This is a genomic window from Agreia bicolorata (assembly GCF_000938265.1).
Taxonomy (GTDB): domain Bacteria; phylum Actinomycetota; class Actinomycetes; order Actinomycetales; family Microbacteriaceae; genus Agreia; species Agreia bicolorata.
Genome location: NZ_JYFC01000012.1, coordinates 1 through 24,654 on the forward strand (window position 1 = coordinate 1; position 24,654 = coordinate 24,654).

Genomic DNA, 24,654 nt, shown 5'->3' on the forward strand with positions numbered 1-24,654 from the left:
GTTCCTCGCGACGCGCACGACGTCATCACGGAACTCAGAGGGGTAGGGCTTTGGCACGATGCCATCCTTCCAGGCCACCCTCCCGGGCAAGCCAGATCAGATGTCACCTATTCGTGCAGCAGACCCGTCCGTCTCAGCAGCGTCCAGTAAGGCAGTTGGGTTCTGAGCGTCGGAGTCGGGGAACCACTTCTTAATAGTTGCGTTGCTTGTTGATGTACCTTCGTGAACAGTCGTTGCGCCGTCTCGACTGTTTCCCTCGACCTGGCCTATCGCATCGATGTCAGTGATGATAAGCGTTGGAATACGAAGGAAGTCAAGGAGCGGGAAGAAGATGTGAGCGTATGCGCCTCCCACTTCCATGAGTGCTACGTACTGTCTGCTGAGCTTGTGCTTGGCGTTTCTGATGGCCGCAGGAACGATCAGCCGTTCGCTCGTGCCTTCCACGAGTATGGCTTTGTCGGCAAAGAAGAGGTCAGAGCGGGTGAGGGTCAGGTACTGGTGTAGAAACTTCTTGTTGAGGCCCTCAGCGTCAGTGAGGTCGAGGACATTGGTGTGGTGGCCGGGGCCATCTTTAGGGTCGTTTTCGACACGGAAGTATCGGATCGTTGAGAAGTCCGCACGGTTGGCAACATGGGAAGAGTGTGTTGAGACCGCGAACTGAGGCCACCAAGGATGCGTTTTTTCGTCCAAGGCCGGGAAAAGCTCAGCGACCGAAGCGAGCTGCTCGATGAACACCTCCTGCATCTGCGGATGAAGATGAGCTTCAGGCTCTTCGATGAAGACCAAGTGCAGCCCAGGCATGTTGCCTCTCGTCGCATACTCCCGGTAGTAGCTAAGAAGCGTGAGCAGCATCAGGATGAGGTTGCGAGACCCCAGACCGCTGTACGACTCAGGAAGCGAAACCCCGGCTACGCCGTCGTAACGAATGCTGGTGTGGTTCCCCAGCAGGCGTTCGATATCGAGGGTCGTCTCTGCTTTGAGGCCAGGGTCTGTGAGACCGGGGTATCCGAAGCTCCGAAGTGCTGGGATGATTCCCTTCACCATCTCGCTGACTCTGGTGCCCAGATCCTGCTCAATGCCAGCTACGGCTTCGGTGAGCGCATCGGCAGTTTCTTTCTGGGCACTTCCGTCGTTCGCTTTGGATGCGGCGTCAAACAGGCTCTGAAAGATGCTGCCGATCAAGTCTTTGGGTCGTTCCTTCTCGTCATCGAGTCCGCGTTGAGCTTTCAAGAAGTGAACGGTGAGGATGCGCCGCATCGCCTCTAGTGCGATGTCACGCGTGTTGGATGCATCTCCTGGATCGATTGCGGTGACTGACCGTGCGAACATTCCTTGAACTCGGTCTCCGACGAACCCCAGCACGCGCTCGACATCCGGTTCCTCACCCGTGTTTGGGTCGACTGCGATCCCCTCGAAGAAGTCCGACAAACGTCCACCTTCGAGTGAGTAGCTCAAGCGGATCATCGCTGTTGTGCAGTCCGGGTCGAGATCGACGATAGCTGCAGCTAGAGGCCCATACTCGGGCAGCTCTTTCGAGTACGAGATCTCCACGGTGAGGGAGATCTCGGGGAGAAGACTCCTCGCGACTTCTTCGTCTCCTGTCGCGTAGGCCTTCCATGCTTCCAGGAATTCCGGGTAGCTCTCGGCGGAGAAGTCGGCCATGGTGAAGTTCAATGTCGCTGGCTGCAGAAAGCGAGTAAACGCCTCAGCGAGAGTGGTTTTGCCACTGTTGTTCCGGCCAACCAGCACGGTCGTGCGGCTATCAAGGTCGATGTCGACTTTCCGCAGCAAACGGAAGTTGCGCACGTCGATGCGAGAGACCCGCATCGGAGCTAACGGCTCCTTCGGCTCATCGCTTGAGTCTGTGGGGGCAGTCTGCTGGGTCATTCGCGGTCCTATACCGAAGGACCGCCAGCCCGGCGCTCCTGCTGAGTCAGATGATCATCGTGTCACCAGAATGCCCGAAGTCTCCTGATGTTGAGCCGAACACGCCAGGCATGCCCCGCTGAATCGGTCTATACCCTCTAATCGGCGGATTCGCGAATGCGCACATGGATCGGCATAGTGAAGCTGATCGGCCCCACCACGATGAACTTCAGAGCGTTCCACACGGACAGCAGCACGACCAAGTGCAGCCATCCAGGCACACCGCTGTTGATGAGGTTCGTGCAGATGCTCGCCGCCAGACAAAGCAACAGCCCCGAACTTCCACAGAAGTTCGGGGCTTATCTGTCGGGCTGACAGGATTTGAACCTGCGACCCCTTGACCCCCAGTCAAGTGCGCTACCAAGCTGCGCCACAGCCCGTGGCTTTGTCATCCGCGAAGACAACTTGTCCATATTAGCCTGACTTTCGCCCGCCCGCGAACACACGCACAGGTCTACCCTGAGTCACGACAGTCCAGAGCGAAACACAGGGGAACATCCATGACGACCCACCTCGGCCGACTGCAGCGAGAGCACGCGCCAACCCTCTCGCAGACCGAGGCCGTCGCGGCCGGCCGGGCCGAACGCATCCGGATGCCGCGGCAGGCGCACGGCGACTACGAAACGGGCGCGCGCGACCCGCTCGCGATCCTCGACGAGCAGAACCAGACCCGGGTCGACGACCTCATCGCGCTACGCATGGGGCGCATGGTCGCGAGCCCCTTCACCTTCTACCGGGGCACGGCCGCGATCATGACCGCCGATCTGGCGCGCGGGGCATCGAGCGGCATCACCGTCGTCAGCTGCGGCGACGCCCACATCAGCAACTTCGGCCTCTTCGCCTCTCCCGCGCGCACCCTGGTCTTCGACCTCAACGACTTCGACGAGGCATCCCCCGCCCCCTTCGAGTGGGACGTCAAGCGCTTCGTCACCAGCGTCGTCATTGGGGCCCGCGACATCGGCCTCGACGAGAAGCAGGTGCGTCGCGCCGCGCGCCATGCCGCCCGCTCCTACCGCACCGCCCTCCGCGGCATGATGAAGCTGACCGTGCTGCAGCGCTACTATTTCAGGCTCGACACCGACAGCATTTCGCGCGGCCTCGACGCCGACGCCCAGAAGGTTCTGGATGCCGCCACCCGGCAGGCGCGCAAGCGCACCTCGCAGGCGTTCGTCGACAAGATCGTCACGCAGGCTCCCGACGGAACCCGTCTGATCGTGGACCGTCCGCCGGTACTCACTCATCTGCCCGAGGCGACGCAGAGCGAACTCGAGCTGCTGTTCGAGGAGTATCGGCGCACCGTCCCCGGCGACATCGCGCTGCTGCTCTCGCAGTTTTCGCTCACCGACGTGGCCCGCCGCGTGGTCGGCGTGGGCAGCGTCGGAACGCGCTGCTTCATCCTCATCCTCACGGGCCCGCAGCAGGAGGCGCTCGTGTTGCAGGTGAAGGAGGCGCAGGTGTCGGTGCTCGAGAGCTACGGCGGCATTCCGGCGACGGATGCCTTGCACGGCCGACACTCCGATGCCCCGGCCGCGCGCAGCCGGGAAGGCCATCGAGTCGTCACCAACCAGCACATCCTGCAGGCGGTCTCCGACCCGTTCCTGGGGTTCCTCAGCTTCGGTGGGCGCGACTACTACGTGCGCCAGTTTCGTGACATGAAGGGATCGATCGACGTAGCCGGGCTGAGCGCCGCCGAGTACACGACCTACGTCGACGGATGCGGCACGATCCTCGCCCGGGCGCACGCCCAGAGCCCGAACGCCCCGACGATCGAGGGCTACCTCGGCAAGTCTCGCGAGTTCGATGACGCCGTCGTGCGGTGGTCGTACGCCTACGCCGACCAATCCCTGGCCGACTATCGCGTTCTCCAGTCAGCGGTGAACGACGGATCGATCGAGGCCGTGATCGGAGTCTGACGCGATCTCGTGAAACTGAGCAGATTCACGGACTTCCGGCGTAGCGTCGGTGGCACTGCGACGTGGCATTCGCTCACGACGCCCGCACCACCCGAAAGTTGGCCGCTCATGCCCCGCACCTGGCACCGTTGGATTCCCGCCGCCGCAGCTCCCGTCGTCGTCGGCGCCGTCGTTCTGGGCGGGGTCTTCGCCACCAGCGCCTCGGCCGACCCTGCAGAGAAGACACCGCAGCAGGTTCTCGAACTCGCGGCCTCGAGCACGGTCGACACTTTCTCGGGCACCATCGAGCAGTCGTCGAACCTCGGTCTGCCCGACGTGTCCGGCCTCAGCGGTTCCACCGGCTCCTCGGGGTCCGACTCCTCCGACAGCAGCGACCTCTCCTCCGCGCTCGAGTTGCTCACCGCCTCGCGCACCCTGCGCGTCTACATCGACGGGCCCACCCAGAGCCGCGTGCAGATCCTCGACGACATGGCCGAGCGCGACGCGATCCGCAACGGCGACGACCTGTGGCTCTACGACTCGAGCGACTCCACGGCCGTGCATTCCACCCTGCCCGCCGACGCATCCACAGCACCCGATGCCTCGGCCGAGTCGGTGACCCCCGCCGAACTCGCCACCCGCTTTCTCGACGCCGTCGACCCGAGCACCGACGTCACGATCGGTGACCCGGTGACCGTCGCTGGCCGTTCCGCCTACGACCTCATCCTCAGCCCCGACAGCTCGACGACCCTCGTCTCGTCGGTCGAGATCGCAGTCGACGCCGACACAGGACTCCCCCTGAGCGTCGACGTCTTCGCGCAGGGCTCGTCCGACGCAGCGTTCCACGTGGCCTTCACCTCGCTGTCGCTCGACACCCCGTCGGCCGACCTCTTCGACTTCACTCCCCCGGCCGGAACCGACGTCACCGAGAAGGCCCTCCCGAACCGCGACGACGCTCCCGCCGACGGCAGCGCGACACCGGATGCCGGCACGCACCCCGAGCCGACCGTCACGGGAACGGGATGGGACACCATCGTCGAGCTCCCCGCGGGCACAGACCCCTCATCGCTCACCGACTCGCCGATGCTCTCGCAGCTGACGACATCCGTCGACGGCGGCCACGTGCTGCAGACGACCCTGCTGACCGTGCTCATCACCGACGACGGACGCGTGCTCGCCGGCGCCGTGCCGGTCGAGAGCCTGCAGGCGGCAGCCGGGAAGTGACCGACGGCAGCGTCGCGGGCTCGTCTGGGCCTGCACACGCATCCGGGCTCGCGATCGAGACGACGGCGCTGACCAAGCGCTTCGGCCGCCAGACTGTGGTCGACGACCTCGCCCTGTCGGTGCCACGCGGCTCGGTCTTCGGTTTCCTCGGCCCCAACGGGTCGGGGAAGACGACGACGATCCGCATGCTGCTGGGCCTGTCTCAGGCGAGCGATGGCGAGATCAGCGTGCTGGGCGAACGCATGCCGCAGAAGCTCGGCTCGGTGCTGCCCCGCGTCGGCGCCCTCATCGAGGGGCCCGGCTTCTACCCCTTCCTCTCCGGCTCCGCCAATCTCCGCAGGCTGGATTCCGCCGACGGGTTCGCGCCGAGCGGCACCCGATCCGCCCGGGTCTCACGCGCGCTCGACAGGGTGGGCCTCGGCCACGCCGCCGACAAGAAGGTGCGCGCCTACTCTCTGGGCATGAAGCAGCGGCTCGGCATCGCCAATGCCCTCCTCGCGCCCCGCGACCTCATCGTGCTCGACGAGCCGACCAACGGCCTCGACCCGCAGGGAACGCGCGAGGTGCGCAGCCTCATCCGCTCCCTCGCCGACGAGGGAACGTCCGTCTTCGTGTCGAGCCACCTTCTGGCCGAGATCGAGCAGATGTGCACGCACGCCGCGGTCATGCGCGCCGGAAAACTCGTCGCCCAGGGCACCCTCGATGAGCTGCGCTCCGCGGGCACGACCCGCGTGGTCGTCACGACGCCCGATGCCGACGCCGCAGCCCAGGTGCTGCGCACGCTGGGTCTCGACCCCGGGCATCCGGATGCGCCGGGCCCGGCCGTCGCCGCGTCGCTGCCCGAGTCGGTCGCGCCGGAGGACATCGTTGCGGCGCTGGTCGCCGCAGGAGTGCGGGTGCGCGGTTTCGCCGTCGACCATGCATCGCTCGAAGACCTCTTCGTTGCACTCACCGGAGAGGGATTCGATGTCGTCCAGTGACTCGACCGCGGCAGGCCTCGACGCCCGCCGAACCACGCGCAGCCTCGGCGCGGGCTTCTTCGCCTCCGAGCTCGCCGTGCTGTTCCGTCGCCGCCGCACCTGGGCGATGCTCCTGGCGCTCGCGGCCGTCCCCATCCTGATCGCCGTCGCGGTGCGTCTCTCCTCGTCGGGGTCGAGCGGCCGCGGCCCGGCGTTCATCGACAGCATCACGCAGAACGGCCTGTTCGTCGGCATCGCGGGGCTGACCATCGCGATCCCGCTCTTCCTTCCCTTGACGGTCGGCGTCGTCGCGGGTGACTCGATCGCGGGCGAGGCGAACACGGCCACGCTGCGCTATCTGCTCGTCTCGCCCGTCGGGCGCATCCGGTTGCTTGTCGTGAAATACCTGGCCGCAGCCGTGTTCTGTCTCGCGGCCACGCTGACCCTGTCGATCGCTGGCATCCTGATCGGCATCGCTCTCTTCCCGGTGGGTCCGGCCACCCTGCTCTCCGGCGACACGGTGAGCATCGGAGACTCGCTCGTGCGATCGCTGCTGATCGCGCTGTACGCGACGGTGTCGCTGCTCGGCCTGTCCGCGATCGGGCTGTTCATCTCGACGCTCACCGACGCGCCTGTCGGGGCCATGGCCGCCACGGTCGTGCTCTCGATCGTGGCCCAGGTGCTCGACTCGCTCTCGCAGACCGAGTGGCTGCATCCGTGGCTCTTCAGCCACTACTGGCTCGACTTCGCCGATCTGCTGCGCCAGCCCATCGAATGGTCGTCGTTCGGGCAGAATGCGCTGCTGCAGCTGGGCTACGTCGTGGTCTTCGGGGCGCTCGCCTACGGGCGGTTCTCGAGCAAGGACATCCTGTCGTAGGCCGCACGGGCCTGAGGTGACGACTATCGCTGTGCTGTGCGCCTGTGGGGGCGTGAGACGACGAGCAACGCGAGGGCGCGCCAGCCGAACAGGAACGCCGCCAGCACGAGGAGTGTCACGATCACGAAGGACACGGCGACTCCCTGACCGCTGACGGCCCGCAGAAGCACGCCGATCACGACGGTGGATGCCCAGACCGGCAGGGCCGCGCGCCGCATCGACAGGGGCGCACGCCACGCGCGTGAGACGAGCCAGCCCAGGGCGAGCCCCGCAATGAACGGCCATGCGGTATTCAGGGTTCCGAGCAGGGTGAAGCCCTCCTCGTGACTTCCGCGGCCGATGAGCACGAAGACGAGCGCCAGAACCAGGTCTGCGGCGGCGGCGATGAGGGCGAGACGAGGGGCTACGACGGGGGTGGGCACCTGAAGATCCTACGGTTCACGTCGCTGTGAAGGCGCCGGCCGGGGCGATGTCGGAGGGTACGTATTGACTTGAAACATGCACACGACGAACGATATGCACGCACCGCCCGACGAGACCGCGTTCTCGTCGCACCACACGCTGATGAACGTCCTCGGCCTCCTCGTCGACGAATCGATCGCCGCGAACGCCGAGGTCAACAGGGCCCCTGCCCGCCGGGCCAAGACCATCGATGATGCGCGCGTGTGGTGTGAGTTCACCCACGGGCTCGAGAATGCGCCCCGAACTCTCGGCTGGTCGCCCGAGGTCACCTGTCGTCGCGTGCTCGAGTCCGAGCTGGCGGCGGCGCTGCACGTTCCCGAGCGCACGATGTCCCGCCTGATCGACGAGAGCGAGGCCCTGCTGCACCAGCTTCCGGGCACCTACGGCGCCCTCAGCCGCGGCACGCTGAGCTACCGGCACGCGCAGGTCATCATCGATCAGGCGCTCTCGTTGCCGGCAGAGAGCCGCGTCCCCTTTGAAGAGGCTGTCCTCCCCGACGCAGAGACGCTCACCGTCTCCAAGCTCGAACGGCGTGCACGGCGCTTGCGCGAGCTCACGCACCCCGAGAGCATCCAGTCGAGAAGAGTTCGGGCCGAACTCGATCGGTCGGTCGAGCTCAAGCCCGCCCACGACGGCATGTCGTGGCTCACGGCCTACGTGCCGTGCGAACGCGCCCACGCGGTCTACAACCGGCTGAGCGACATCGCACGCGGTCTACAGACTGCCGACGAGAGCCGCACGCTCTCCCAGCTGATCGCCGACGTGGCTCTCGACCTGCTCGAGAACAGCGAGCCGACACTCGCCGGGGCGACCCAGGGCATCCGGCCGACCGTACTCGTCACCGTGCCAGCCCTCACGCTGCTCGGCATGAGCGACGAACCGGCCACGCTCGAAGGATACGGACCGATCGACGCCGACACAGCGCGGCGGGTGGCTGCACACGCTCCGAGCTTCTTCCGTCTGCTCACTCACCCCGAGACGGGCACCGTGCTGTCAGTCGGACGCGACCACTACGAGGTTCCCGTCGACCTGCGTCGCTGGCTGCGTGTGCGAGACGAGACCTGTCGGGCACCCGGCTGCAACAGACTGGCGCGTCGATGCGACTGCGACCACTGCACCGACTGGAATACCGAGGGTCTCACGGCCCACGACAACCTCGCGCATCTCTGCCGTCGTCATCATTCGCTGAAGCACCGCACCGGCTGGAGTTACGTGCATCGCGGCGGCGGCACCCTCGAATTCACGTCGCCGACGAAGAAGAACTACGTCACGCATCCCGCGGTGAAAATGAAAGCAGCGCCGACCATGTAACCGGGTCGACGCTGCTTTCTGAATCTCTTTCGCGCGCTCGTCAGCTGCCGCGATCGTTCGCTAGCGCTTGCGCTTTTCGCGCACGCGCATGCTGACGATGATCGGCGAGCCTTCGAATCCGTAGACCTCGCGCAGTCGCCGCTGAATGTAGCGACGGTAACCCGGGTCGAGGAAGCCGGTCGTGAACAGCACGAATGTCGGCGGGCGGCTCGATGCCTGCGTTCCGAACAGGATGCGCGGCTGCTTTCCACCGCGCACGGGGTGCGGGTGCGCCGACGTGAGTTCAGCCAGGAACGCGTTGAACTTGCCCGTCGGAAGGCGCGTGTCCCACGAGTCGAGCGCAAGTTCGAGTGCGGGTACGAGCTTCTCGAGGTGACGACCGGTCTTAGCCGACATGTTGACGCGCGGCGCCCATGACACGTGCGCGAGATCCTGTTCGATCTCGCGTTCGAGGTAGCGACGTCGTTCGTCGTCGAGCATGTCCCACTTGTTGAAGGCGAGCACGAGGGCGCGTCCCGATTCGAGAACGAGGTCGATGATGCGAACGTCCTGCTCGCTGATCGGCTCGGTCACGTCGATCATGACAACGGCTACTTCGGCCTTCTCGAGCGCGGCCGACGTGCGCAGCGACGCATAGAAATCGGCACCCTGCTGCAGGTGCACCCGGCGACGGATGCCCGCAGTGTCGACGAAGCGCCAGATGCGTCCGGCGATCTCGACCTGCTCGTCGACGGGGTCGCGGGTCGTTCCGGCGAGCTCGTTGACGACGACGCGTTCCTCGCCCGCGGCCTTGTTGAGCAGCGACGACTTTCCCACGTTCGGACGCCCGAGGATCGCGACGCGACGCGGTCCGCCGACCTCCTGCTTCGCGACAGCGGAGACCTGCGGCAGATCCTTCATGATGATGTCGAGCAGGTCGGCGACGCCGCGGCCGTGAAGCGCCGACACCGGGTAGGGCTCGCCGAGACCAAGAGACCACAGCACAGAAGCGTTGGGCTCCTGGCGCAGGTCGTCGACCTTGTTCGCGGCGAGATAGACCGGCTTCTTCGCCTTGCGCAGCAGGCGAACGACGTGCTCATCGGTCGAGGTGGCACCGACGTTGGCGTCGACGACGAAGAGAACGGCGTCGGCCAGGTCGATAGCGATCTCGGCCTGCATGGCCACAGACGCGTTGATGCCCTTGGCGTCGGGTTCCCATCCGCCGGTGTCGACGATGGTGAAGAAGCGATCGGCCCACTCGGCCTTGTACGAGACGCGGTCGCGGGTGACGCCGGGGGTGTCCTCGACAACCGCCTCGCGGCGGCCGAGGATGCGGTTCACGAGCGCGGACTTGCCGACGTTCGGCCGGCCAACGATCGCGAGCACCGGAAGCGCCGGCAGATAGGTGATGGCATCGGGGTCGTCCGTCGCGGCTTCGAGAATCTGAAGGTCGTCGTCGTCGAGGTCGAAGTCGGCGAGCCCGGCACGCAACGTCTCGGTGCGCGCGGAGATCAGCTCGTCGTCGAGAGTGTCGAGCCTGTCGAGCAGGGTCGGGTCGGTGCCCTCGAAGTCGTCTTCGGAGTCGGTCATCGGGCTGGACGGGTTAGGAGCCTTTTTATCGGCCATGCGAGATCCTCGCTGTTTGAGTGTGGACGATCTCGACCACCGCGTGAACGGTCTGGCCGAAGTCGAGTTCGGTTGAATCGAGGGTGAGAACACCATCGGCGGCGTTCATGAAATCGACGACTCGAGAGTCGGCCTGATCTCGGGACCGGAGCTGTTCACCCACGACGGCAGCACTCTGATCGGTCAGTTCCTCGGAACGCCTCGCCATTCTAGCCTCTTCCGACGCTGTTAGCAGGATTCTCACGGGAGCATCGGAGGCGACGACGGTCGTAATGTCGCGACCTTCGACGACGATCCCCGGGTTCGGCGTGGCACGGATGATTCGGCGAAACAGCGCGGTGAGCCCGGCTCGCACCTCGGGCACCTTCGAGATGTGCCGTACCGCGTTCGTCACGCGGGGCTCCCGGATGGCGTCGGTCACGTCGACATCGCCGACCCGCACGAAGTAGTCGCCGGGCTCTGTGCCGATGTCGAGGCGGAAGGTCTTCTGCGCCTCGATGGCGGCAGCCGGATCCTCGAGGTCGATTCCGCGCTGCAGGAGACTCCAGGCCAAGGCGCGGTAGCAGGCACCCGAATCGAGGTAGGCGTACCCGAGCGCGGCGGCGGCCGCCTTGCTCACGCTCGACTTGCCGCTGCCGGCCGGGCCGTCGACGGCCACGACGAAGGTAGTGCTGCCATTCGTGTCGGCGACGTTCTTATACTGCGTGTTCTTGAGATCTGGCATGGTCATCCTGCAATTCTCCAGCCGCGCTGCGACAGTTCGTCGGTGAGGCGCTGCACCACTTCGGGCAGCACCGAGATCTCGGCGAGACCGATCTGCGCTCCGGGCGAGTGCTCGAGGCGCAGGTCTTCGAGGTTCACGTTCGCCTCGCCGATCTCCAGGAACAGCCTCGCCAGTTCGCCAGGCTTGTCATCGACCATAACGACGAGCGACGAGTACCGCCTGTCCAGACCGTGCTTGCCCGGAATCCGCGCGACTCCCACGTTGCCGCCGGCGAGTTCCTCGTTGATCCGGCGGCGAGACGAGCCCTGGGAGGGGTGCTCGAGTGCCTCGATGAAGCGGTCCAGGTCGGCACGGAACTCGCGCAGCACGTCGACGACCGGGCCCGCGTTGGCACAGAGTATCTGCACCCAGAGCTCCGGGTCGCTCGCCGCGATCCGCGTCACGTCGCGCAGGCCTTGACCTGCGAGATTCACGGCCGCGTCGGGCGCGTCGGAGAGCCTGCGCGCCATCACGCTCGAGATCACCTGAGGAACGTGCGAGACCAGCGCCACCGAGGAATCGTGCTGCTCGGGACTCATCTCGACGAGTGTCGCTCCGAGGTCGAGGATCAGATCGTCGAGCAGAGCCGCACGCTGATACGACACTCCCCCGTGATCGGCGACCACCCAGGGCCGCCCCAGAAACAGGTCGGCTCGGCCAGACAGCGGGCCACCCCGCTCGCGCCCGGCGAGCGGATGCGAGCCGATGTACCGCGATACGTCTGCTCCGGATGCGCGCAGCTCCTCGAGGGGCGCGAGCTTGACGCTGGCGACATCGGTCACGAGGGCGTCGGGGTATGCGAGAAGCTCCGCGGCGACGATCTGCGCCGTCACGTCGGGCGGAACGCAGACGACGATGATTCGGGGCGCATCATCGGCATGAGCTGCGCGGCCGGCCCCGTAGTCGATCGCGATGCTGAGGTTGGTCGGAGAAGCATCAGCGAGAATCACGTCGACGCCACGGGCGCGCAGTCCGAGGCCGATACTGGTACCAAGCAGGCCGACACCGACGACGCGAACCTGGCCGGTGAGGCGTGATTCGACCATGCGCTACTCCCCCGATCCAGAGGTTAGGGCGGGCACGATCGAGTCATTCGAGCGCGACAGCGTGAGAATCTGGCCGAGCTCCGCGCCGCTGAGCTCTCTCATTGCCCCTACCCGTAGATTGCCCAGATGCAGTGGGCCGAACGAGCGGCGAACGAGGTCGACCACGGGGTGACCGACCTCTTTGAGCATGCGTCGCACGATGCGATTGCGCCCGGAATGCAGGGTGATCTCGATCAGGCTGAACCCGTTCGAGGTCTCGAGCAGCCTGGCCTTGTCGGCCGCGATCGGGCCGTCCTCCAGCTCGAGCCCTGTCGTCAGCTGCTGCACGGTCTGCGGTGTCATGACCCCGCGCACCTTGGCGATGTAGGTCTTCATCACGCCGAAAGAGGGGTGGGCGAGAACGTGAGCCAGGTCGCCGTCGTTCGTGAGAATCAGCAGGCCCGACGTCTCGGCATCGAGGCGGCCGACGTTGAACAGCCGCTCCTCATACTGATCGGTGAACTCCCGCAGATCGGGCCGGCCGTTCTCATCGGCCAGGCTCGACACGATACCCACGGGCTTGTTGAGCATGACGTAGCGCTTCGACTGGTCGAGCTGGATGGCGACGTTGTCGACGGCCAGCTTGTCGACGGCCGGATCGATTCGCCGCCCCGGCTCGCGAACGACCTGTCCGTTTACCCGCACCCGGCCGGCGGCGATCAGTTCCTCTGAGGCGCGACGCGAAGCCACTCCCGCGGCCGCCATAACCTTCTGCAGGCGGATGCCTGTCTCGTCCAGAGACGCGGGCGCCTGTGCCTCATTAAAGTCGTTCATCAAAGCCTTCCGCGCCGTCTGCGAGCAGCGGCGAAATCGGGGGGAGTTCGTCGAGGGAGTTGAGGCCCAGCTGGGTCAGCACGAGGTCAGTCGTGCCGTACAGGATCGCGTGCGTCTCGGCATCCGTTGACACCTCGGTGATGAGCCCGCGACCGAGCAGAGTCCGCACGACCGAGTCGACGTTGACCGCACGAATCGACGCGATGGATCCCCGGGAGATCGGCTGCTTGTAGGCGATCACGGCGAGCGTCTCGAGGGCTGCCTGGCTGAGACGCGACGGATTCTGCGTCGACACGAAGTCGGTGACCACGTAGTCGTAGTCAGCGCGAACGTAGACCCGCCATCCCCCGCCGACCTCGCGCAGTTCGAAGCCTCGTCTGATCGAGCCTCCGACGCCGTCGAAGTCGTCGACGAGCCGTTCGATCGCCTGCCGTACCACCGCGACGGGGCGCGACACCACCGTGGCAAGGGCGATAAGGCTCTGCGGCTCGTCGGCGACCATGAGGATCGCCTCGAGCGCGCGGTCGACGTCGGCGACCACGACCGGCGCCGGGGCGACGGGGTCGTCTGCTGAGGGGATGTCTTCGATCGAGGTGTCAGTTGTCATAGTCCGCTCCCAGATTAGAGAGGTTCTCCTCGGTCCACGACTCGGCCGTCCAGCTGAGGGTCAGCTCGCCAAGCGGTTCGATCTGCTCGAACGAGATCGAGGCGTGCCTGTAGAGCTCGAGCACCGCGAGAAATCGGGCCACAACGATCCCCTTCTCGGCGATGCCGGCGATCAGCTGCCGGAACGACACGGGGCCGGCGCTCGAGCGCAGCAGCGTCACGACGTGGGCGGCTTGTTCCCGGATGCTCACCAGGGGCGCGTGCAGATGCTCCAGTCCCACGGTCGGAATCTCCCGGGGAGCGAGCGCGAGGGCAGCCAGCGCGGCGAAGTCGTCTGGTGTCAGCGTCCAGACGAGTTCGGGCGCTTGCTGACGATACTTCTCCTCGAGACGAACCTGCCTCACATGTCGGGTCGATTCGGCGTCGAAGCTCTCTCCGAACCACTGGGCGACCTGTTTGAATGCTCGATACTGCAGCAGACGTGCGAACAGAAGATCACGGGCCTCGAGAAGTGCCACGTCTTCGGCGTCGACCAGTTCGCCCTGCGGCAGAAGGCCCACGATCTTCAGATCGAGCAGCGTGGCCGCGACCACAAGGAATTCCGAGGCGCGATCGAGCTCTTCTGCCGAGTCGAGCCCCCGCAGAAAGCCGATGAATTCGTCGGTGACCTTGCTCAGAGCGATGTCGGTGATGTCGAGCTCGTGCTTCGAGATGAGTGACAGCAGCAGGTCGAACGGACCCTCGAAGTTATCGAGGCGAAGTTCGAACGCGGGCGCATTCTCGCCCGCGAGCAGGTCGGGGCTAGGCGACCGCGCCACGCGCGACCAGTTCTCGGGCGAGCTGCTTGTATGCCTTCGCAGCCGAGTGCTCCGGTGCGAACTGGGTGATGGGGCGGCCGGCGACGGATGCGTCGGGGAACTTGACCGTGCGCCCGATCACGGTTTCGAGCACGGCGTCACCGAACGCATCCACGACCCGCTCGAGCACCTCGCGTGAGTGGAGCGTGCGCGGGTCGTACATCGTGGCGAGGATGCCATCGAGTTCGATGGCGGGGTTGAGCCTGTCGCGCACCTTGTCGATGGTCTCGACGAGCAGCGCGACGCCGCGGAGCGCGAAGAACTCGCACTCGAGCGGAATGAACACGCCGTGGCTCGCCGTGAGGGCGTTGATCGTGAGGAGTCCGAGCGACGGCTGGCAGTCGATGAGGATCACGTCGTAGTCGGCGCTGACCTTGCGCAGAACTCGAGCAAGGATCGTCTCGCGGGCCACCTCGTTGACGAGGTGTACTTCGGCGGCCGACAGGTCGATGTTGGCGGGAATCACGTCGAGTCCCTCGACCGAGGTGTGCTGGATCGCTGCGGATGGATCCTTGGCGCTGCCGAGCAGAAGGTCGTAGATGGTCAGCGCGTCGTGCGTGTTCACGTTGAGCCCGGCCGAGAGGGCGCCCTGCGGGTCGAAGTCGATGGCGAGAACGCGGCGGCCGTAGCCGGCGAGCGTCGCACCGAGATTGATAGTTGTGGTCGTTTTGCCGACGCCACCCTTTTGGTTGCAGAGAGAGATGATGCGCGCCGGGCCGTGCGACTTGAGAGGTGCAGGATCGGGGAACTCCCGAAGCGGGCGCCCCGTGGGACCGAACTTCGGTGTCTCGAGTCCCGGAAGCTCGGACCGACCGGTGTTCTTAGTGCCCGCCACGAACGCTGCTCCAATTCCTTCCGGCAACTGTCACCGGAACGAACTCAACTGTACCGGCCCCGCGGCGCCTGGCCGTGTAGGCGGCTCAGCGCGCCCGCGGGTGCGCCGTCACGTACATGTCACGGAGAGTGTCGGCCGTGACCAGTGTGTACAGCTGTGTGGTCGCCACCGAGGAGTGGCCGAGCAGGTCCTGAACGACTCGCACATCGGCGCCGCCCTGCAATAAATGAGTTGCAAAAGAATGTCGAAAAGTGTGCGGCGACACGTGCGCCTCGAGTCCGGCTCGGCGGGCGACAGACTGGATGACGAGCCACGCGCCCTGTCTCGACAACCGCTGGCCGCGCTGGCCGAGAAAGAGTCCAGGTGTCGCCCGGCCACGCGCGGACAGCACCGGTCGCGCCCGAACGAGATACGCATCCACCGCCTCTCGCGCGAAACTGCCGACCGGTACCACCCTTTGTTTGCTGCCCTTGCCGACCAGGCGCACGATCTCCGCGTCGTCCATAACGTCGTCGACGTTGAGACCTACGGCCTCCGACACTCGAGCCCCGGTGGCGTACAGCATCTCGAGCAGTGCCCTGTCGCGCAGGGCCAGCACATCGTCTCCGGTGACGGCACCGAGGAGCGTATTCATCTGATCGATGGTGATGGCCTTTGGAAGGCGGCTGGCCAGCTTCGGAGGTTTGATCTCCCGCGCGGGATCGGTCTCGACCGTTCCCTCATCGGCCAGGTGGCGATGGAATCCGCGCACAGACGACAGCACACGAGCGACGCTCGACGACGCGAGCGGCGCTGGGGGAACTTCACCCGTCTTCTCGACGGTGCGCAACGACCCCGCGAAGAGGCCTATCTGGGCCGGAGTGATGAGCCGCGCGTCGGAGACGCCCTGGGCCTCGAGCCAGTCGGTGTAGCGCGCGAGATCCCGTCGGTACGCGGCGAGCGTGTTGACCGACAGTCCGCGTTCGATCGTCAGGTGACGCAGGTATTCGTTCACCTGCGGCTCGAGAGACATGAGCTACGACGACTGCCGAGAGCTGCGCAGGGCCTCTCGCTGCGGCCACGGTTCATCTGCGGCACCCAGAGTCGACCACCCGCGAGATCGAGAAACGAACGCCGCGTAAACGGCCACGACCAGAGAGGGGTTCTGGATGCGTCGGGCCACGACTGCATCGAGCGCATCGTCGAGCGGCACCCACCGCTTCTCGATGTCAGCTTCTTCGTCTTCGCGCGAGAACCTGGCTGTATCGCTGAGGCCGCGCGCGAGGTACACACGGATCGCCTCGTTGTTTCCGCCGGGTGTCGTCACGTAGTCACTCAACACGCTCCACGACGCTGCGGCGAGATCGACCTCTTCGGCGAGCTCACGCTTGGCGGCCTCGAGCGGATCCTCATCGGCGACGTCGAGAAGGCCGGCGGGGATCTCCCACTCGCGCGAACGAATGGGATGCCTGTACTGCTTGATCAGGAGCACCCGATCTTCGTCGTCAACGGCGAGAACCGAGACCGCCCCGGTGTGGTCGACGAACTCGCGGGTGATCTGCTGCCCGTTGTAGTCGAACGTCTCACGCCGAACGTCCCAGATGGCGCCCTCGAAGACCACGTCGCTCGACACGATCGGAAGGTCGATGCGCTCATCCGAGAGCACGCCGGATGGCGGGTTCTCAGGCACCGGGCGCGACCTCGTCTAGCTCATCGATCGACGCCGCCTCGTCTTGCGAGAACAGGCTCGAGGCCTCGTGCCGCTCGAGGGCCGCCTCGACGAGGCCACGGAAGAGCGGATGCGGGCTGCTGGGCCGGCTTCGCAGCTCGGGGTGCGCCTGGGTCGCGACGTAGAACGGGTGCACGGCGCGGGGAAGCTCGACGTACTCGACGAGCGAGTCGTCGGGCGACGTTCCACTGAACCAGAGGCCGGCATCGGCGATCTGGGAACGGTAGTGGTTGTTGACCTCGTAGCGGTGGCGGTGACGCTCGCTCGCGACCGGAGCACCGTAAAGCGCCTCGACGATCGACCCTTCGGCGAGTTTGGCCTCGTAGAGTCCCAGACGCATCGTTCCGCCCAGGTCGCCCCCGGCGATGATGTCGACCTGCTCGGCCATAGTGGCGATCACGGGGAATTCGGTGTCGGGGTCGAACTCGCTCGACGACGCGCCCTCGAGACCCGCCTCATGCCGGGCGTACTCGATGACCATGCACTGCAGGCCAAGACACAGGCCGAGCGTCGGAATTCCGTTCTCACGAGCGAAGCGCAGTGCGCCGAGCTTGCCCTCGATGCCGCGCACACCGAATCCTCCGGGAACGCAGATTCCATCGACCTCCGAGAGTTCACGCGCGGCACCCTCGGGGGTCTCGCAGTTGTCCGACGGGATCCACTTGATCGCGACCTTCGTCTTGTGCGCGAACCCGCCGGCCTTAAGAGCCTCGGTGACAGAAAGGTAGGCGTCGGGCAGATCGATGTACTTTCCGACGAGGCCGATCGTCACATCGTGCTTCGGCTCGTGCACGGCCGTGAGCAGAGGCGACCAGCGCGACCAGTCGACATCTCCCGCGCCCTGAGCGAGGACGAGACTGTCGATGATGTAGGCGTCGAGACCCTGATTGTGCAGCATCGTGGGAATGTCGTAGATGCTGGGAACGTCGACCGCGTTCACAACGGCGGCCTCGTCAACGTCGCACATCAGCGCGATCTTGCGCTTGTTCGATTCGGAGACCGGGCGATCGCTACGCAGAACGAGCGCGTCGGGCTGGATGCCGATCGAGCGCAGCGCCGCAACGGAGTGCTGCGTGGGCTTGGTCTTCTGCTCGCCGGATGCGCCCATGTAGGGCACCAGCGAGACGTGCACGAAGAATACATTCTTGCGACCGAGCTCGTGTCGCACCTGGCGCGCCGATTCGATGAACGGCTGGCTCTCGATGTCGCCGACCGTGCCTCCGATCTCGGTGATGATCACGTCGGGACGCGGCGAGCCGTCGGCCGGCTGCTCAGCCTGCAGCCGCATCCGGCGTTTGATCTCGTCGGTGATGTGCGGGATGACCTGCACCGTGTCGCCGAGGTACTCGCCGCGGCGCTCCTTGGCGATGACCGTGGAGTAGATCTGGCCGGTCGTCACGTTGGCGGCCTGGTTGAGGTTGATGTCGAGGAAGCGCTCGTAGTGACCGATATCGAGGTCTGTCTCGGCGCCATCGTCGGTCACAAAGACCTCACCATGCTGGAACGGGTTCATGGTGCCCGGATCGACGTTCAGATACGGGTCGAGCTTCTGCATAACGACGTGCAGCCCGCGCGCGGTGAGAAGGTTGCCAAGACTGGCGGCCGTGAGGCCTTTGCCGAGACTGGAAACCACACCGCCGGTGACGAAGATGTGCTTCGTCGGGGTGTTCGAGGTCGAGGGGAGGCCGGTCACCGGAGTGCCCGCCTGGGATGCCATCGACGAGCCGGAAAGGACCTGGGGGTTTTGACCATCTGCCACGGAGTTTCATCCTAACAGTCGCGGCGGGCAGCAACGCCCGTAAAGCTCGATCGGCGAGTCCGCCGAGCGAGTCGTGCTATCCCGCTGCCGCGAGATCCAGCAGTTCGCGGGCGTGTTCGAGTCCGCTCTTCGAATCGGGAAGTCCGGACAGAAGGCGCGCCATCTCAGCAGCCCTCGCGTCGCCGTCGAGCTGGGTGACGCTCGACGCGGTGACAGCGCCGGACGAGTCTTTGACGACGGTCAGGTGGTTCGTGGCGAACGCAGCGACCTGTGCGAGGTGGGTGACCACGATCACCTGCGAGGTCTTGGCGAGCAGCGCGAGCCGACGCCCGATCTCGATGGCGGCAGCGCCACCGATGCCTGCATCGACCTCGTCGAAGACGAAGGTGGGAACGGGATCCGTTGCGGCCAGAACCACCTCGATAGCGAGCATCACCCGTGAGAGCTCACCGCCCGACGCCCCCTTCGCCAGGGGACGAGGTGTACTGCCGCCGTGCGGCTGCAACAAGAACGTGATGGCGTCGGCCCCCGAGGCGCTCAGCTCGTCGCGAGCCGAGACCTCGATGACCAGTCGCGCCGTAGGCATGGCGAGAGCGGCAAGCTCGGCGGTTACCCGGGAAGAGAGTTCTACAGCAGCTTCGGTTCTCGAGGCGGTGAGTTCAGCAGCAAGGGCGATCGCCTGCGCATCGAGATCTTCAAGTTCTGCTCCGAGCTGCTCGATTCGATCGGAGTCGTTGTCGAGCTCGAGCAGCCGCGGACCGGCCGCTTCGCCGAAGCTGATCACGTCGGCCAGTTCGGGACCGTATTTTCGTGCAAGCACGGCGAGCGACGCGCGACGCTGCTGAATCGAATCGAGCTCTGCGGCCGAGTCGGCGTCGAGCGATGCGAGATAGCTGGAGAGCTGCGTGGAGACCTCGGCCACGAGGAAGCCGGCACTGGCCAGCGAGTCGACGATGGGTGCGAGAGCCGCATCGTGCGGCGCGACGCGCTCCAGCTGGCGACGCGCGGTCTCCAGCAGCCCGATGATGTCGGGGTGTGAGTCGAGGGCTTCACTCGAGACGAGATCGCGGGATTCCTCGGCCGCGAGCCGGAGGTCTTCGAGATTGGTGAGCTTTTCGGCACGCTCCGCGAGCTCCACGTCTTCGCCGTCGACCGGATCGACTTCGGCGATCTCGGCCAACGCGATGCGGAGCCTCTCCGCCTCTCGTGCACGATCGTCGCGCTCCTCGACGAGACGGGAGAGTTCTGCGCGGGCTGCACGAGCCTGACCGAACACCTCGGCGTAGCGCGCGGCGACACCCGCAACCGCCTCACCGGCGAACCGATCGAGCGCCGCACGCTGCTCGGTCGACGAGGTGAGTCTCATCTGATCGGATTGACCATGCACCACGATGAGGTGCTCGCCGAGTTCGGCAAGAAGACTTGCTGGGGCACCCCGCCCACCGACGACAGCTCTGCTGCGCCCCTCGCTCGACACCGTTCGCAGAAGGATGAGCTCCGCCAGGTCGTCGCCCTGAGGATCGAGGTCTCCCCCGGCATCCTGCACCCGAGTCGCTACCTCACCTGACGCGGGAACCAGCCAGCGCCCCTCGACCGACGCCTGCTTGCTTCCGCTCCGAACGGTTCCAGAGTCGGCGCGGGCGCCCAGAACGAGGCCGAGGGCCTGAACGACCATCGTTTTACCCGCGCCCGTTTCACCGGTCACAGCCGTGAATCCGGCGCCAAGTGGCAGCACGGCGTCGTCGATGACACCGAGGTCTCGAATGGAGATTTCGTTAATCACGGCTTGCGGGGCCTCGCCATCCTGTGACGGGAAGGTTGAACTTGCCCACGAGCCGGTCTGAGAACGGCCCCAGATGCAGTCGCGCCAGCCTCACCGGGGTCGGCGAGCGGCGCACGACCACGCGGGCACCCAGGGGAAGGTCGTGGGTTCTCCTGCCGTCGCACCACAGCACTCCCGTGCCCTGGGTCCGCGGCAGCACCTCGACGGCGAGAGCGGAATCCGGACCGACGACGAGTGGCCGCGCGAACAACGCGTGGGGGCTGAGCGGCACCATCAGCAGCGCGTCAAGGCTCGGCCAGACAATCGGTCCGCCGGCTGAGAAGGCATAGGCCGTCGACCCCGTGGGGGTCGACATGACCACGCCGTCGCATCCGAAGCTCGATAGTGGTCTGCCGTCGACCTCCATCACAACCTCGAGCATGCGTTCCCTGCTCGCCTTCTCGACTGTCGCCTCGTTGAGGGCCCACGTCTCGTAGACCACCTCCGAGTCGACCTTCACCCGAACCGAGAGGGTCATGCGCTCCTCGACGTGATAATCGAGCGCAAGCGCCCGTCGCACGGTCTCGGTGAGGTCTTCGCGCTCGCTCTCCGCGAGAAAGCCGACGTGACCCAGGTTGACTCCGAGAAGCGGAACGGCTGAGCCTCGGACCAGTTCGGCGGCTCGAAGAATGGTTCCGTCTCCCCCGAGCACGATGACGAGCTCGAGATCGGCCATGTCGACGTCAACGCCGAGAACGGGCATACCTGCGAGCTGCTCCGGGTACGCACCGACATCGTCGAGCTCCTGCGGAGCAATGACGGCGTTGACGTCGGCCTCTCGTAGCTGTGCACAGACCCGCACCGCCGCATCGACGGAATCCTGGCGGCCCGTGTGCAGCACCACGAGGATGTTGCGCTGGTTCACCATTCTCAGACTCCTGTCATTCTGGTCACGCGATCCAACCATTCTGTCGGATTGCGTCCGACAATCGCGCTCAACCAGATCAGGTACTCCTTGTTTCCAGCAGCACCGACGATTGGGGAGGACGCGATGCCCGCCGTTCCGAGTCCGAGATCGAACGCGCTCCACAGCACACGCGTGACGGCTTCGCCGCGAAGCCCGGAATTCTTGACGATGCCTTCTCTGATGCCGGTGCGGCCCACTTCGAACTGAGGCTTTACCAGCAGAACGAAGTCGGCGTCAGGCGTCGCGACCGCCTGCAGTGCAGGCAGAACCGTGGTGAGAGAGATGAACGAGAGATCGCCTACGACCAGTGATGGGGCTTCGTCGACCCGAGCCGCAGCGCGGAGCGTCTCGGGCGTGGCGAAGCGCACGTTAAAGCCCTCGACGACCCGAACACGCGGATCGTCAGCGACCACCGACGCGAGCTGTCCGTGACCGACGTCGAGAGCAATCACCTGGCGGGCACCGCGCTCCAGAAGAACCTGGGTGAAGCCACCGGTCGAGGCGCCCGCGTCGAGCGCGAGCCGGCCATCCACGACTACGTCTCCGAAGGCATCCAGCGCGGCGACCAGCTTGCCGGCCGCCCGGCTCACATAGCCATCGTCACCATCGACGGAGAGCGCCTGGCCCTCTCGTACACGGAAAGACGCCTTGACCTGCGCCACACCGTCGACGCGAACCAGCCCGGCGGTGATCAGTTGCGCCGCATGCGTGCGACTTCGGGCGAGCCCGATGGCAGACAGAGCGGCATCGAGTCGAGACTCAGTCATCGAGTAGGGCGTCCCCGCCCTCGAGTCGCACGCGCAACGCGTCGTGCAATTGCACGTAGGCGTCTGCTCGAGCGTCGAGCGGTTGCTGTTCGATGACACGAACGCGCGAAAGAAGCGCGTTCGAGATCTCGGGGTCGGCGTCAGTCACAGCTTCTAGAGTACCGTCGCCGCACCGCTCAGCCGGCGTAGAGCTCCTCTGGAACCTGAAGTCCGTAGATGGCCCGACCCGATTTCCAAATGACGGCGCAGGCGGCCCGAAGCAGGTCGGTCGGGTTGTCTCCCTCCGATGCCACCACGACATCGTTGCCGCGAATGAGCACCTTCGCCCCATTGACCGTCGCTGTCTGCAGGTCTTTGGAGAAGGTCGTCTCCGGATACGGCTCGAACAGCCCGCGCAAGTCGTCGAGGATGAACTGCGGCCTTTCATCCGGTTTAGCCGACAGGAGTTGCTTGGCCGTGTCGACACCAGTGAGAACGTGCGCAACAGGCATTCCTGCCCGGTTGGCGCCGAGGATGTCCGTGTCGAGTCTGTCACCGACGAAGAGCGGAGATCTGGCGTCGAAGCGGCGCTGCGCCTCTTCGAAGATCGCCACTTCGGGCTTGCCCGCCACGACCGGAAGACGGCCCACCGCCGTGTGCACAGCCGATACGAGCGTGCCATTGCCGGGCGCGATACCGCCGGCCACGGGAATGGTCCAGTCCGTGTTCGTGGCCACCCACGGGATGCCGCGGTGCAGCGCGAAGCTCGCCTCCGCCAGCTGCTTCCAGCCCACGTCGGGCGAAAAGCCCTGGATGACCGCGGCCGGCTGATCAGACGCATCTCGCGTCACGCGAAACCCGGCTTTGCCGAGTTCGTCGATGAGGCCGTCCCCGCCAACCACAAGGATGAGTGCACCTGGAGCGACGAGGTCTGCCAGCAGCCGCACTGCGGCCTGCGGACTCGTGACCACGTCAGTCGCCGACACCTCCAGCCCGAAACTCGCGAGGTGCTCTGCTACCTGGACGTCGGTTCTCGAGGCGTTGTTGGTGATGTAACCGGTTCGAGCGCCGGATGCCGAGACGCGAGACAGCGATTCGACCGCGAACGGGATCGCCTTCGGCCCCTGGTACACAACGCCATCGAGATCGGCGAGCACCACGTCGATACCGTCGAGCGGAGTTGCCACGCTACGACTCCGACGGGCGAACAGGCTCATCGCCGCTCTCCTCGCTCAGGCTGCCTTGCGCGGCATCGGCGATGACGTCGTCGACCGAGTCGAAGACGATGTCCTCCTCGTAGACCTCGACGAGATCGCCGTCATCGTCTCCGAGTGCAGCATCCGCACGAGCCGCACGCTCACGCCAGGACTCCGCCTCATCGACGCGGCCCAGATCTTCGAGCACGTCGGCGTACGCCGAGAACAGGTCGGCGCTGTAGGAGTACGCGACATCGGGGTTCAACTGAGGAATGTCAAGCTCATCGAGCGCGGCCTCGGTCTGGCCGAGATCGAGGCGTGCACCGCTCATGGCGATGGCGACGGCAACCTGCGCTGGTGACGACAGCTCCGAACGCTGAACGGATCGACCCACCTCGAGGGCTCGGTCCGGACGACCGACACCGCGTTCGCTGTCTACCATGAGAGCGAGCTGCTCGTTCGATCCGGAGATGCGCCTATACGTGCGGAGTTCCCGGATGGCCAGCGCGAAGTCTCCGGTGGCATACGCAGTGATGGCGAGAGTCTCTCGCACGATCCCGATGCGTCCGGCTCGACGAGCGGCGGAAATGGCGTGCCGATGGGCAAGTTCGGGGTCGGACTCGATGAGCCTCGCCGCCATGGCGAGATGCTGCGCCACGCCTTCGGCGTTCTCCTTGCTCAGAGTCTTGAGCTCATTCCGGGCGCCCTTGTCGAGGTCGCGTGCAGTGACGCCATCCGGGATCTCGGGGTCGTCATGCCGCGGTCGCACTGCCCGAAGAGCTCGGGCCTGCTTCTCTTCTTCACTGAGTTCTACCTCACGGGAACGCGCATCACGATCGTTGCGGGCCGGCTTGCCGCCGCTCGTCCACAGCTTTCGATCTGCGCCTCGATCGGGTCGTCCGCCGCGAACAGGCCGATCCCGTTGAGGACGGTCGCCGTCACGGGCCGGGCGCTCAGAGCCGCCCTGTCGATTGGGCCGGTCCGAACCGGTGGGCCGCCCTGCGTGCGGACCCCTGTTCTGTCGAGGAGAATCGTCTCGTCGTCCAGGTCGCTGCGAACCTCGATCAGGTGAATCGGTCATCGAAAATATCTCCTCACGCTGAAGCGAACTTCGCGGCGTGCTCTGAATGCTGTGTAGTTGATTGGCCCATCTAACGCTTCACACACGGTACACGGTCACGGGTGCTGGGATGTCGATTGGGTCGTTAAACAGGAATGGCCACCCTGGTGGGGGTGGCCATTCGTGTAATAGGAGTCCGGCGGTGTCCTACTCTCCCACAAGGTCCCCCTTGCAGTACCATCGGCGCAGAGAGTCTTAGCTTCCGGGTTCGGAATGTGAC

General features: G+C 65.5%; 24 protein-coding genes, 1 tRNA gene and 1 rRNA gene. 6 read left to right on the plus strand and 20 right to left on the minus strand.

What is annotated here, in order from left to right; all coding sequences use genetic code 11:
- Window positions 1-96: 96 nt before the first annotated feature.
- On the minus strand, window positions 97-1,887 hold the full coding sequence (locus TZ00_RS18190; RefSeq protein ID WP_052521696.1) for an ATP-dependent nuclease: 1,791 nt from the start codon (window positions 1,885-1,887) through the stop codon (window positions 97-99).
- A 156-nt stretch (window positions 1,888-2,043) separates the two neighbouring features.
- Here TZ00_RS18190 and TZ00_RS19835 point away from each other — a divergent pair, with 156 nt between their 5' ends.
- The gene (locus TZ00_RS19835) at window positions 2,044-2,241 is read left to right on the plus strand and encodes a hypothetical protein (protein WP_152631267.1); all 198 of its coding nucleotides are present in this window, start codon (window positions 2,044-2,046) and stop codon (window positions 2,239-2,241) included.
- On the opposite strand, the gene TZ00_RS18200 is transcribed toward TZ00_RS19835, so the two are convergent.
- Window positions 2,233-2,306, minus strand: a tRNA-Pro gene (locus TZ00_RS18200). The two genes, TZ00_RS19835 and TZ00_RS18200, sit on opposite strands and share 9 nt — an antisense overlap.
- Before the next feature lie 120 nt (window positions 2,307-2,426).
- On the opposite strand from TZ00_RS18200, the gene TZ00_RS18205 reads away from it, so the two are divergent.
- The 4 genes from TZ00_RS18205 (at window position 2,427) to TZ00_RS18220 (ending at window position 6,878) form a co-directional block, all read left to right on the plus strand.
- Window positions 2,427-3,839 (plus strand): DUF2252 domain-containing protein, encoded by a 1,413-nt coding sequence (locus TZ00_RS18205; RefSeq protein WP_044443907.1) that lies wholly within the window; start codon window positions 2,427-2,429, stop codon window positions 3,837-3,839.
- Window positions 3,840-3,947: 108 nt separating this feature from the next.
- Window positions 3,948-5,042 carry a LolA family protein gene (locus TZ00_RS19840; protein WP_044443909.1) on the plus strand — a complete coding sequence of 365 codons (1,095 nt, stop codon included), beginning with the start codon at window positions 3,948-3,950 and terminating at the stop codon, window positions 5,040-5,042.
- Window positions 5,039-6,022, plus strand: coding sequence for an ABC transporter ATP-binding protein (locus TZ00_RS18215; protein WP_044443910.1), 984 nt, complete (start codon window positions 5,039-5,041; stop codon window positions 6,020-6,022). The genes TZ00_RS19840 and TZ00_RS18215 overlap by 4 nt, the downstream gene beginning before the upstream one ends.
- On the plus strand, window positions 6,009-6,878 hold the full coding sequence (locus tag TZ00_RS18220; RefSeq protein ID WP_044443911.1) for an ABC transporter permease: 870 nt from the start codon (window positions 6,009-6,011) through the stop codon (window positions 6,876-6,878). The genes TZ00_RS18215 and TZ00_RS18220 overlap by 14 nt, the downstream gene beginning before the upstream one ends.
- Window positions 6,879-6,901: 23 nt before the next feature.
- On the opposite strand, the gene TZ00_RS18225 is transcribed toward TZ00_RS18220, so the two are convergent.
- Window positions 6,902-7,300: a DUF3054 domain-containing protein gene (locus tag TZ00_RS18225; RefSeq protein WP_044443912.1), complete on the minus strand. Its 399-nt coding sequence runs from the start codon at window positions 7,298-7,300 to the stop codon at window positions 6,902-6,904.
- Window positions 7,301-7,376: 76 nt separating this feature from the next.
- On the opposite strand from TZ00_RS18225, the gene TZ00_RS18230 reads away from it, so the two are divergent.
- Window positions 7,377-8,651 (plus strand): HNH endonuclease signature motif containing protein, encoded by a 1,275-nt coding sequence (locus tag TZ00_RS18230; protein WP_052521697.1) that lies wholly within the window; start codon window positions 7,377-7,379, stop codon window positions 8,649-8,651.
- Window positions 8,652-8,711: 60 nt separating this feature from the next.
- Here the strand turns inward: TZ00_RS18230 and der are convergent, their stop codons facing one another.
- The 17 genes from der to rrf all read right to left on the minus strand — a co-directional run.
- Complete coding sequence (gene der, locus TZ00_RS18235) at window positions 8,712-10,220, minus strand: ribosome biogenesis GTPase Der (protein WP_044443913.1); 1,509 nt, start codon at window positions 10,218-10,220, stop codon at window positions 8,712-8,714.
- A 25-nt stretch (window positions 10,221-10,245) separates the two neighbouring features.
- A complete protein-coding gene (cmk, locus tag TZ00_RS18240) occupies window positions 10,246-10,980 on the minus strand; it encodes a (d)CMP kinase (RefSeq protein WP_084606297.1) in 735 nt (244 codons plus the stop codon).
- A 2-nt stretch (window positions 10,981-10,982) separates the two neighbouring features.
- Window positions 10,983-12,065, minus strand: a complete 1,083-nt coding sequence (locus TZ00_RS18245; protein WP_044443914.1) for a prephenate dehydrogenase — start codon at window positions 12,063-12,065, stop codon at window positions 10,983-10,985.
- Window positions 12,066-12,068: 3 nt separating this feature from the next.
- Window positions 12,069-12,878: a pseudouridine synthase gene (locus TZ00_RS18250; RefSeq protein WP_044443915.1), complete on the minus strand. Its 810-nt coding sequence runs from the start codon at window positions 12,876-12,878 to the stop codon at window positions 12,069-12,071.
- Entirely contained in the window at window positions 12,865-13,485 is a 621-nt protein-coding gene (gene scpB / locus TZ00_RS18255; RefSeq protein ID WP_044443917.1) for an SMC-Scp complex subunit ScpB, read from the minus strand. The genes TZ00_RS18250 and scpB overlap by 14 nt, the downstream gene beginning before the upstream one ends.
- Window positions 13,475-14,302: a segregation and condensation protein A gene (locus tag TZ00_RS18260; protein ID WP_044443919.1), complete on the minus strand. Its 828-nt coding sequence runs from the start codon at window positions 14,300-14,302 to the stop codon at window positions 13,475-13,477. The genes scpB and TZ00_RS18260 overlap by 11 nt, the downstream gene beginning before the upstream one ends.
- Window positions 14,286-15,176: a ParA family protein gene (locus tag TZ00_RS18265; RefSeq protein ID WP_044443921.1), complete on the minus strand. Its 891-nt coding sequence runs from the start codon at window positions 15,174-15,176 to the stop codon at window positions 14,286-14,288. The genes TZ00_RS18260 and TZ00_RS18265 overlap by 17 nt, the downstream gene beginning before the upstream one ends.
- Before the next feature lie 85 nt (window positions 15,177-15,261).
- The gene (xerD, locus tag TZ00_RS18270; protein WP_044443922.1) at window positions 15,262-16,188 is read right to left on the minus strand and encodes a site-specific tyrosine recombinase XerD; all 927 of its coding nucleotides are present in this window, start codon (window positions 16,186-16,188) and stop codon (window positions 15,262-15,264) included.
- A gap of 3 nt (window positions 16,189-16,191) precedes the next feature.
- A complete protein-coding gene (locus tag TZ00_RS18275; protein ID WP_044443924.1) occupies window positions 16,192-16,845 on the minus strand; it encodes an NUDIX domain-containing protein in 654 nt (217 codons plus the stop codon).
- On the minus strand, window positions 16,838-18,601 hold the full coding sequence (locus TZ00_RS18280; RefSeq protein WP_044443940.1) for a CTP synthase: 1,764 nt from the start codon (window positions 18,599-18,601) through the stop codon (window positions 16,838-16,840). The genes TZ00_RS18275 and TZ00_RS18280 overlap by 8 nt, the downstream gene beginning before the upstream one ends.
- A gap of 118 nt (window positions 18,602-18,719) precedes the next feature.
- Window positions 18,720-20,426 carry a DNA repair protein RecN gene (recN, locus tag TZ00_RS18285; protein WP_044443926.1) on the minus strand — a complete coding sequence of 569 codons (1,707 nt, stop codon included), beginning with the start codon at window positions 20,424-20,426 and terminating at the stop codon, window positions 18,720-18,722.
- Window positions 20,419-21,333, minus strand: a complete 915-nt coding sequence (locus TZ00_RS18290; RefSeq protein ID WP_044443928.1) for an NAD kinase — start codon at window positions 21,331-21,333, stop codon at window positions 20,419-20,421. The genes recN and TZ00_RS18290 overlap by 8 nt, the downstream gene beginning before the upstream one ends.
- 2 nt (window positions 21,334-21,335) lie before the next feature.
- On the minus strand, window positions 21,336-22,139 hold the full coding sequence (locus TZ00_RS18295) for a TlyA family RNA methyltransferase (RefSeq protein ID WP_044443931.1): 804 nt from the start codon (window positions 22,137-22,139) through the stop codon (window positions 21,336-21,338).
- Complete coding sequence (locus TZ00_RS20110; RefSeq protein WP_166428677.1) at window positions 22,132-22,287, minus strand: hypothetical protein; 156 nt, start codon at window positions 22,285-22,287, stop codon at window positions 22,132-22,134. The genes TZ00_RS18295 and TZ00_RS20110 overlap by 8 nt, the downstream gene beginning before the upstream one ends.
- Before the next feature lie 28 nt (window positions 22,288-22,315).
- Window positions 22,316-23,335 carry an HAD-IIA family hydrolase gene (locus TZ00_RS18300; protein WP_044443933.1) on the minus strand — a complete coding sequence of 340 codons (1,020 nt, stop codon included), beginning with the start codon at window positions 23,333-23,335 and terminating at the stop codon, window positions 22,316-22,318.
- Window positions 23,307-24,083 carry a tetratricopeptide repeat protein gene (locus tag TZ00_RS19130; RefSeq protein WP_078714793.1) on the minus strand — a complete coding sequence of 259 codons (777 nt, stop codon included), beginning with the start codon at window positions 24,081-24,083 and terminating at the stop codon, window positions 23,307-23,309. The genes TZ00_RS18300 and TZ00_RS19130 overlap by 29 nt, the downstream gene beginning before the upstream one ends.
- A 485-nt stretch (window positions 24,084-24,568) precedes the next feature.
- Window positions 24,569-24,654, minus strand: a 5S ribosomal RNA gene (gene rrf, locus TZ00_RS19140); the annotation flags it as partial.

Coding starts and splice junctions, on each gene's coding strand:
- TZ00_RS18190 (WP_052521696.1), bottom strand. CDS start 1,887: ATGACCCAGCAGACTGCCCCCACAGACTCAAGCGATGAGCCGAAGGAG.
- TZ00_RS18245 (WP_044443914.1), bottom strand. CDS start 12,065: ATGGTCGAATCACGCCTCACCGGCCAGGTTCGCGTCGTCGGTGTCGGC.
- scpB (WP_044443917.1), bottom strand. CDS start 13,485: ATGACAACTGACACCTCGATCGAAGACATCCCCTCAGCAGACGACCCC.
- TZ00_RS19840 (WP_044443909.1), top strand. CDS start 3,948: ATGCCCCGCACCTGGCACCGTTGGATTCCCGCCGCCGCAGCTCCCGTC.
- TZ00_RS18290 (WP_044443928.1), bottom strand. CDS start 21,333: ATGGTGAACCAGCGCAACATCCTCGTGGTGCTGCACACGGGCCGCCAG.
- TZ00_RS18250 (WP_044443915.1), bottom strand. CDS start 12,878: ATGAACGACTTTAATGAGGCACAGGCGCCCGCGTCTCTGGACGAGACA.
- TZ00_RS18280 (WP_044443940.1), bottom strand. CDS start 18,601: ATGGCATCCCAGGCGGGCACTCCGGTGACCGGCCTCCCCTCGACCTCG.
- TZ00_RS18230 (WP_052521697.1), top strand. CDS start 7,377: ATGCACACGACGAACGATATGCACGCACCGCCCGACGAGACCGCGTTC.
- TZ00_RS18300 (WP_044443933.1), bottom strand. CDS start 23,335: ATGAGCCTGTTCGCCCGTCGGAGTCGTAGCGTGGCAACTCCGCTCGAC.
- TZ00_RS18220 (WP_044443911.1), top strand. CDS start 6,009: ATGTCGTCCAGTGACTCGACCGCGGCAGGCCTCGACGCCCGCCGAACC.
- cmk (WP_084606297.1), bottom strand. CDS start 10,980: ATGCCAGATCTCAAGAACACGCAGTATAAGAACGTCGCCGACACGAAT.
- xerD (WP_044443922.1), bottom strand. CDS start 16,188: ATGTCTCTCGAGCCGCAGGTGAACGAATACCTGCGTCACCTGACGATC.
- TZ00_RS18205 (WP_044443907.1), top strand. CDS start 2,427: ATGACGACCCACCTCGGCCGACTGCAGCGAGAGCACGCGCCAACCCTC.
- TZ00_RS18295 (WP_044443931.1), bottom strand. CDS start 22,139: ATGACTGAGTCTCGACTCGATGCCGCTCTGTCTGCCATCGGGCTCGCC.
- der (WP_044443913.1), bottom strand. CDS start 10,220: ATGACCGACTCCGAAGACGACTTCGAGGGCACCGACCCGACCCTGCTC.
- TZ00_RS19835 (WP_152631267.1), top strand. CDS start 2,044: ATGCGCACATGGATCGGCATAGTGAAGCTGATCGGCCCCACCACGATG.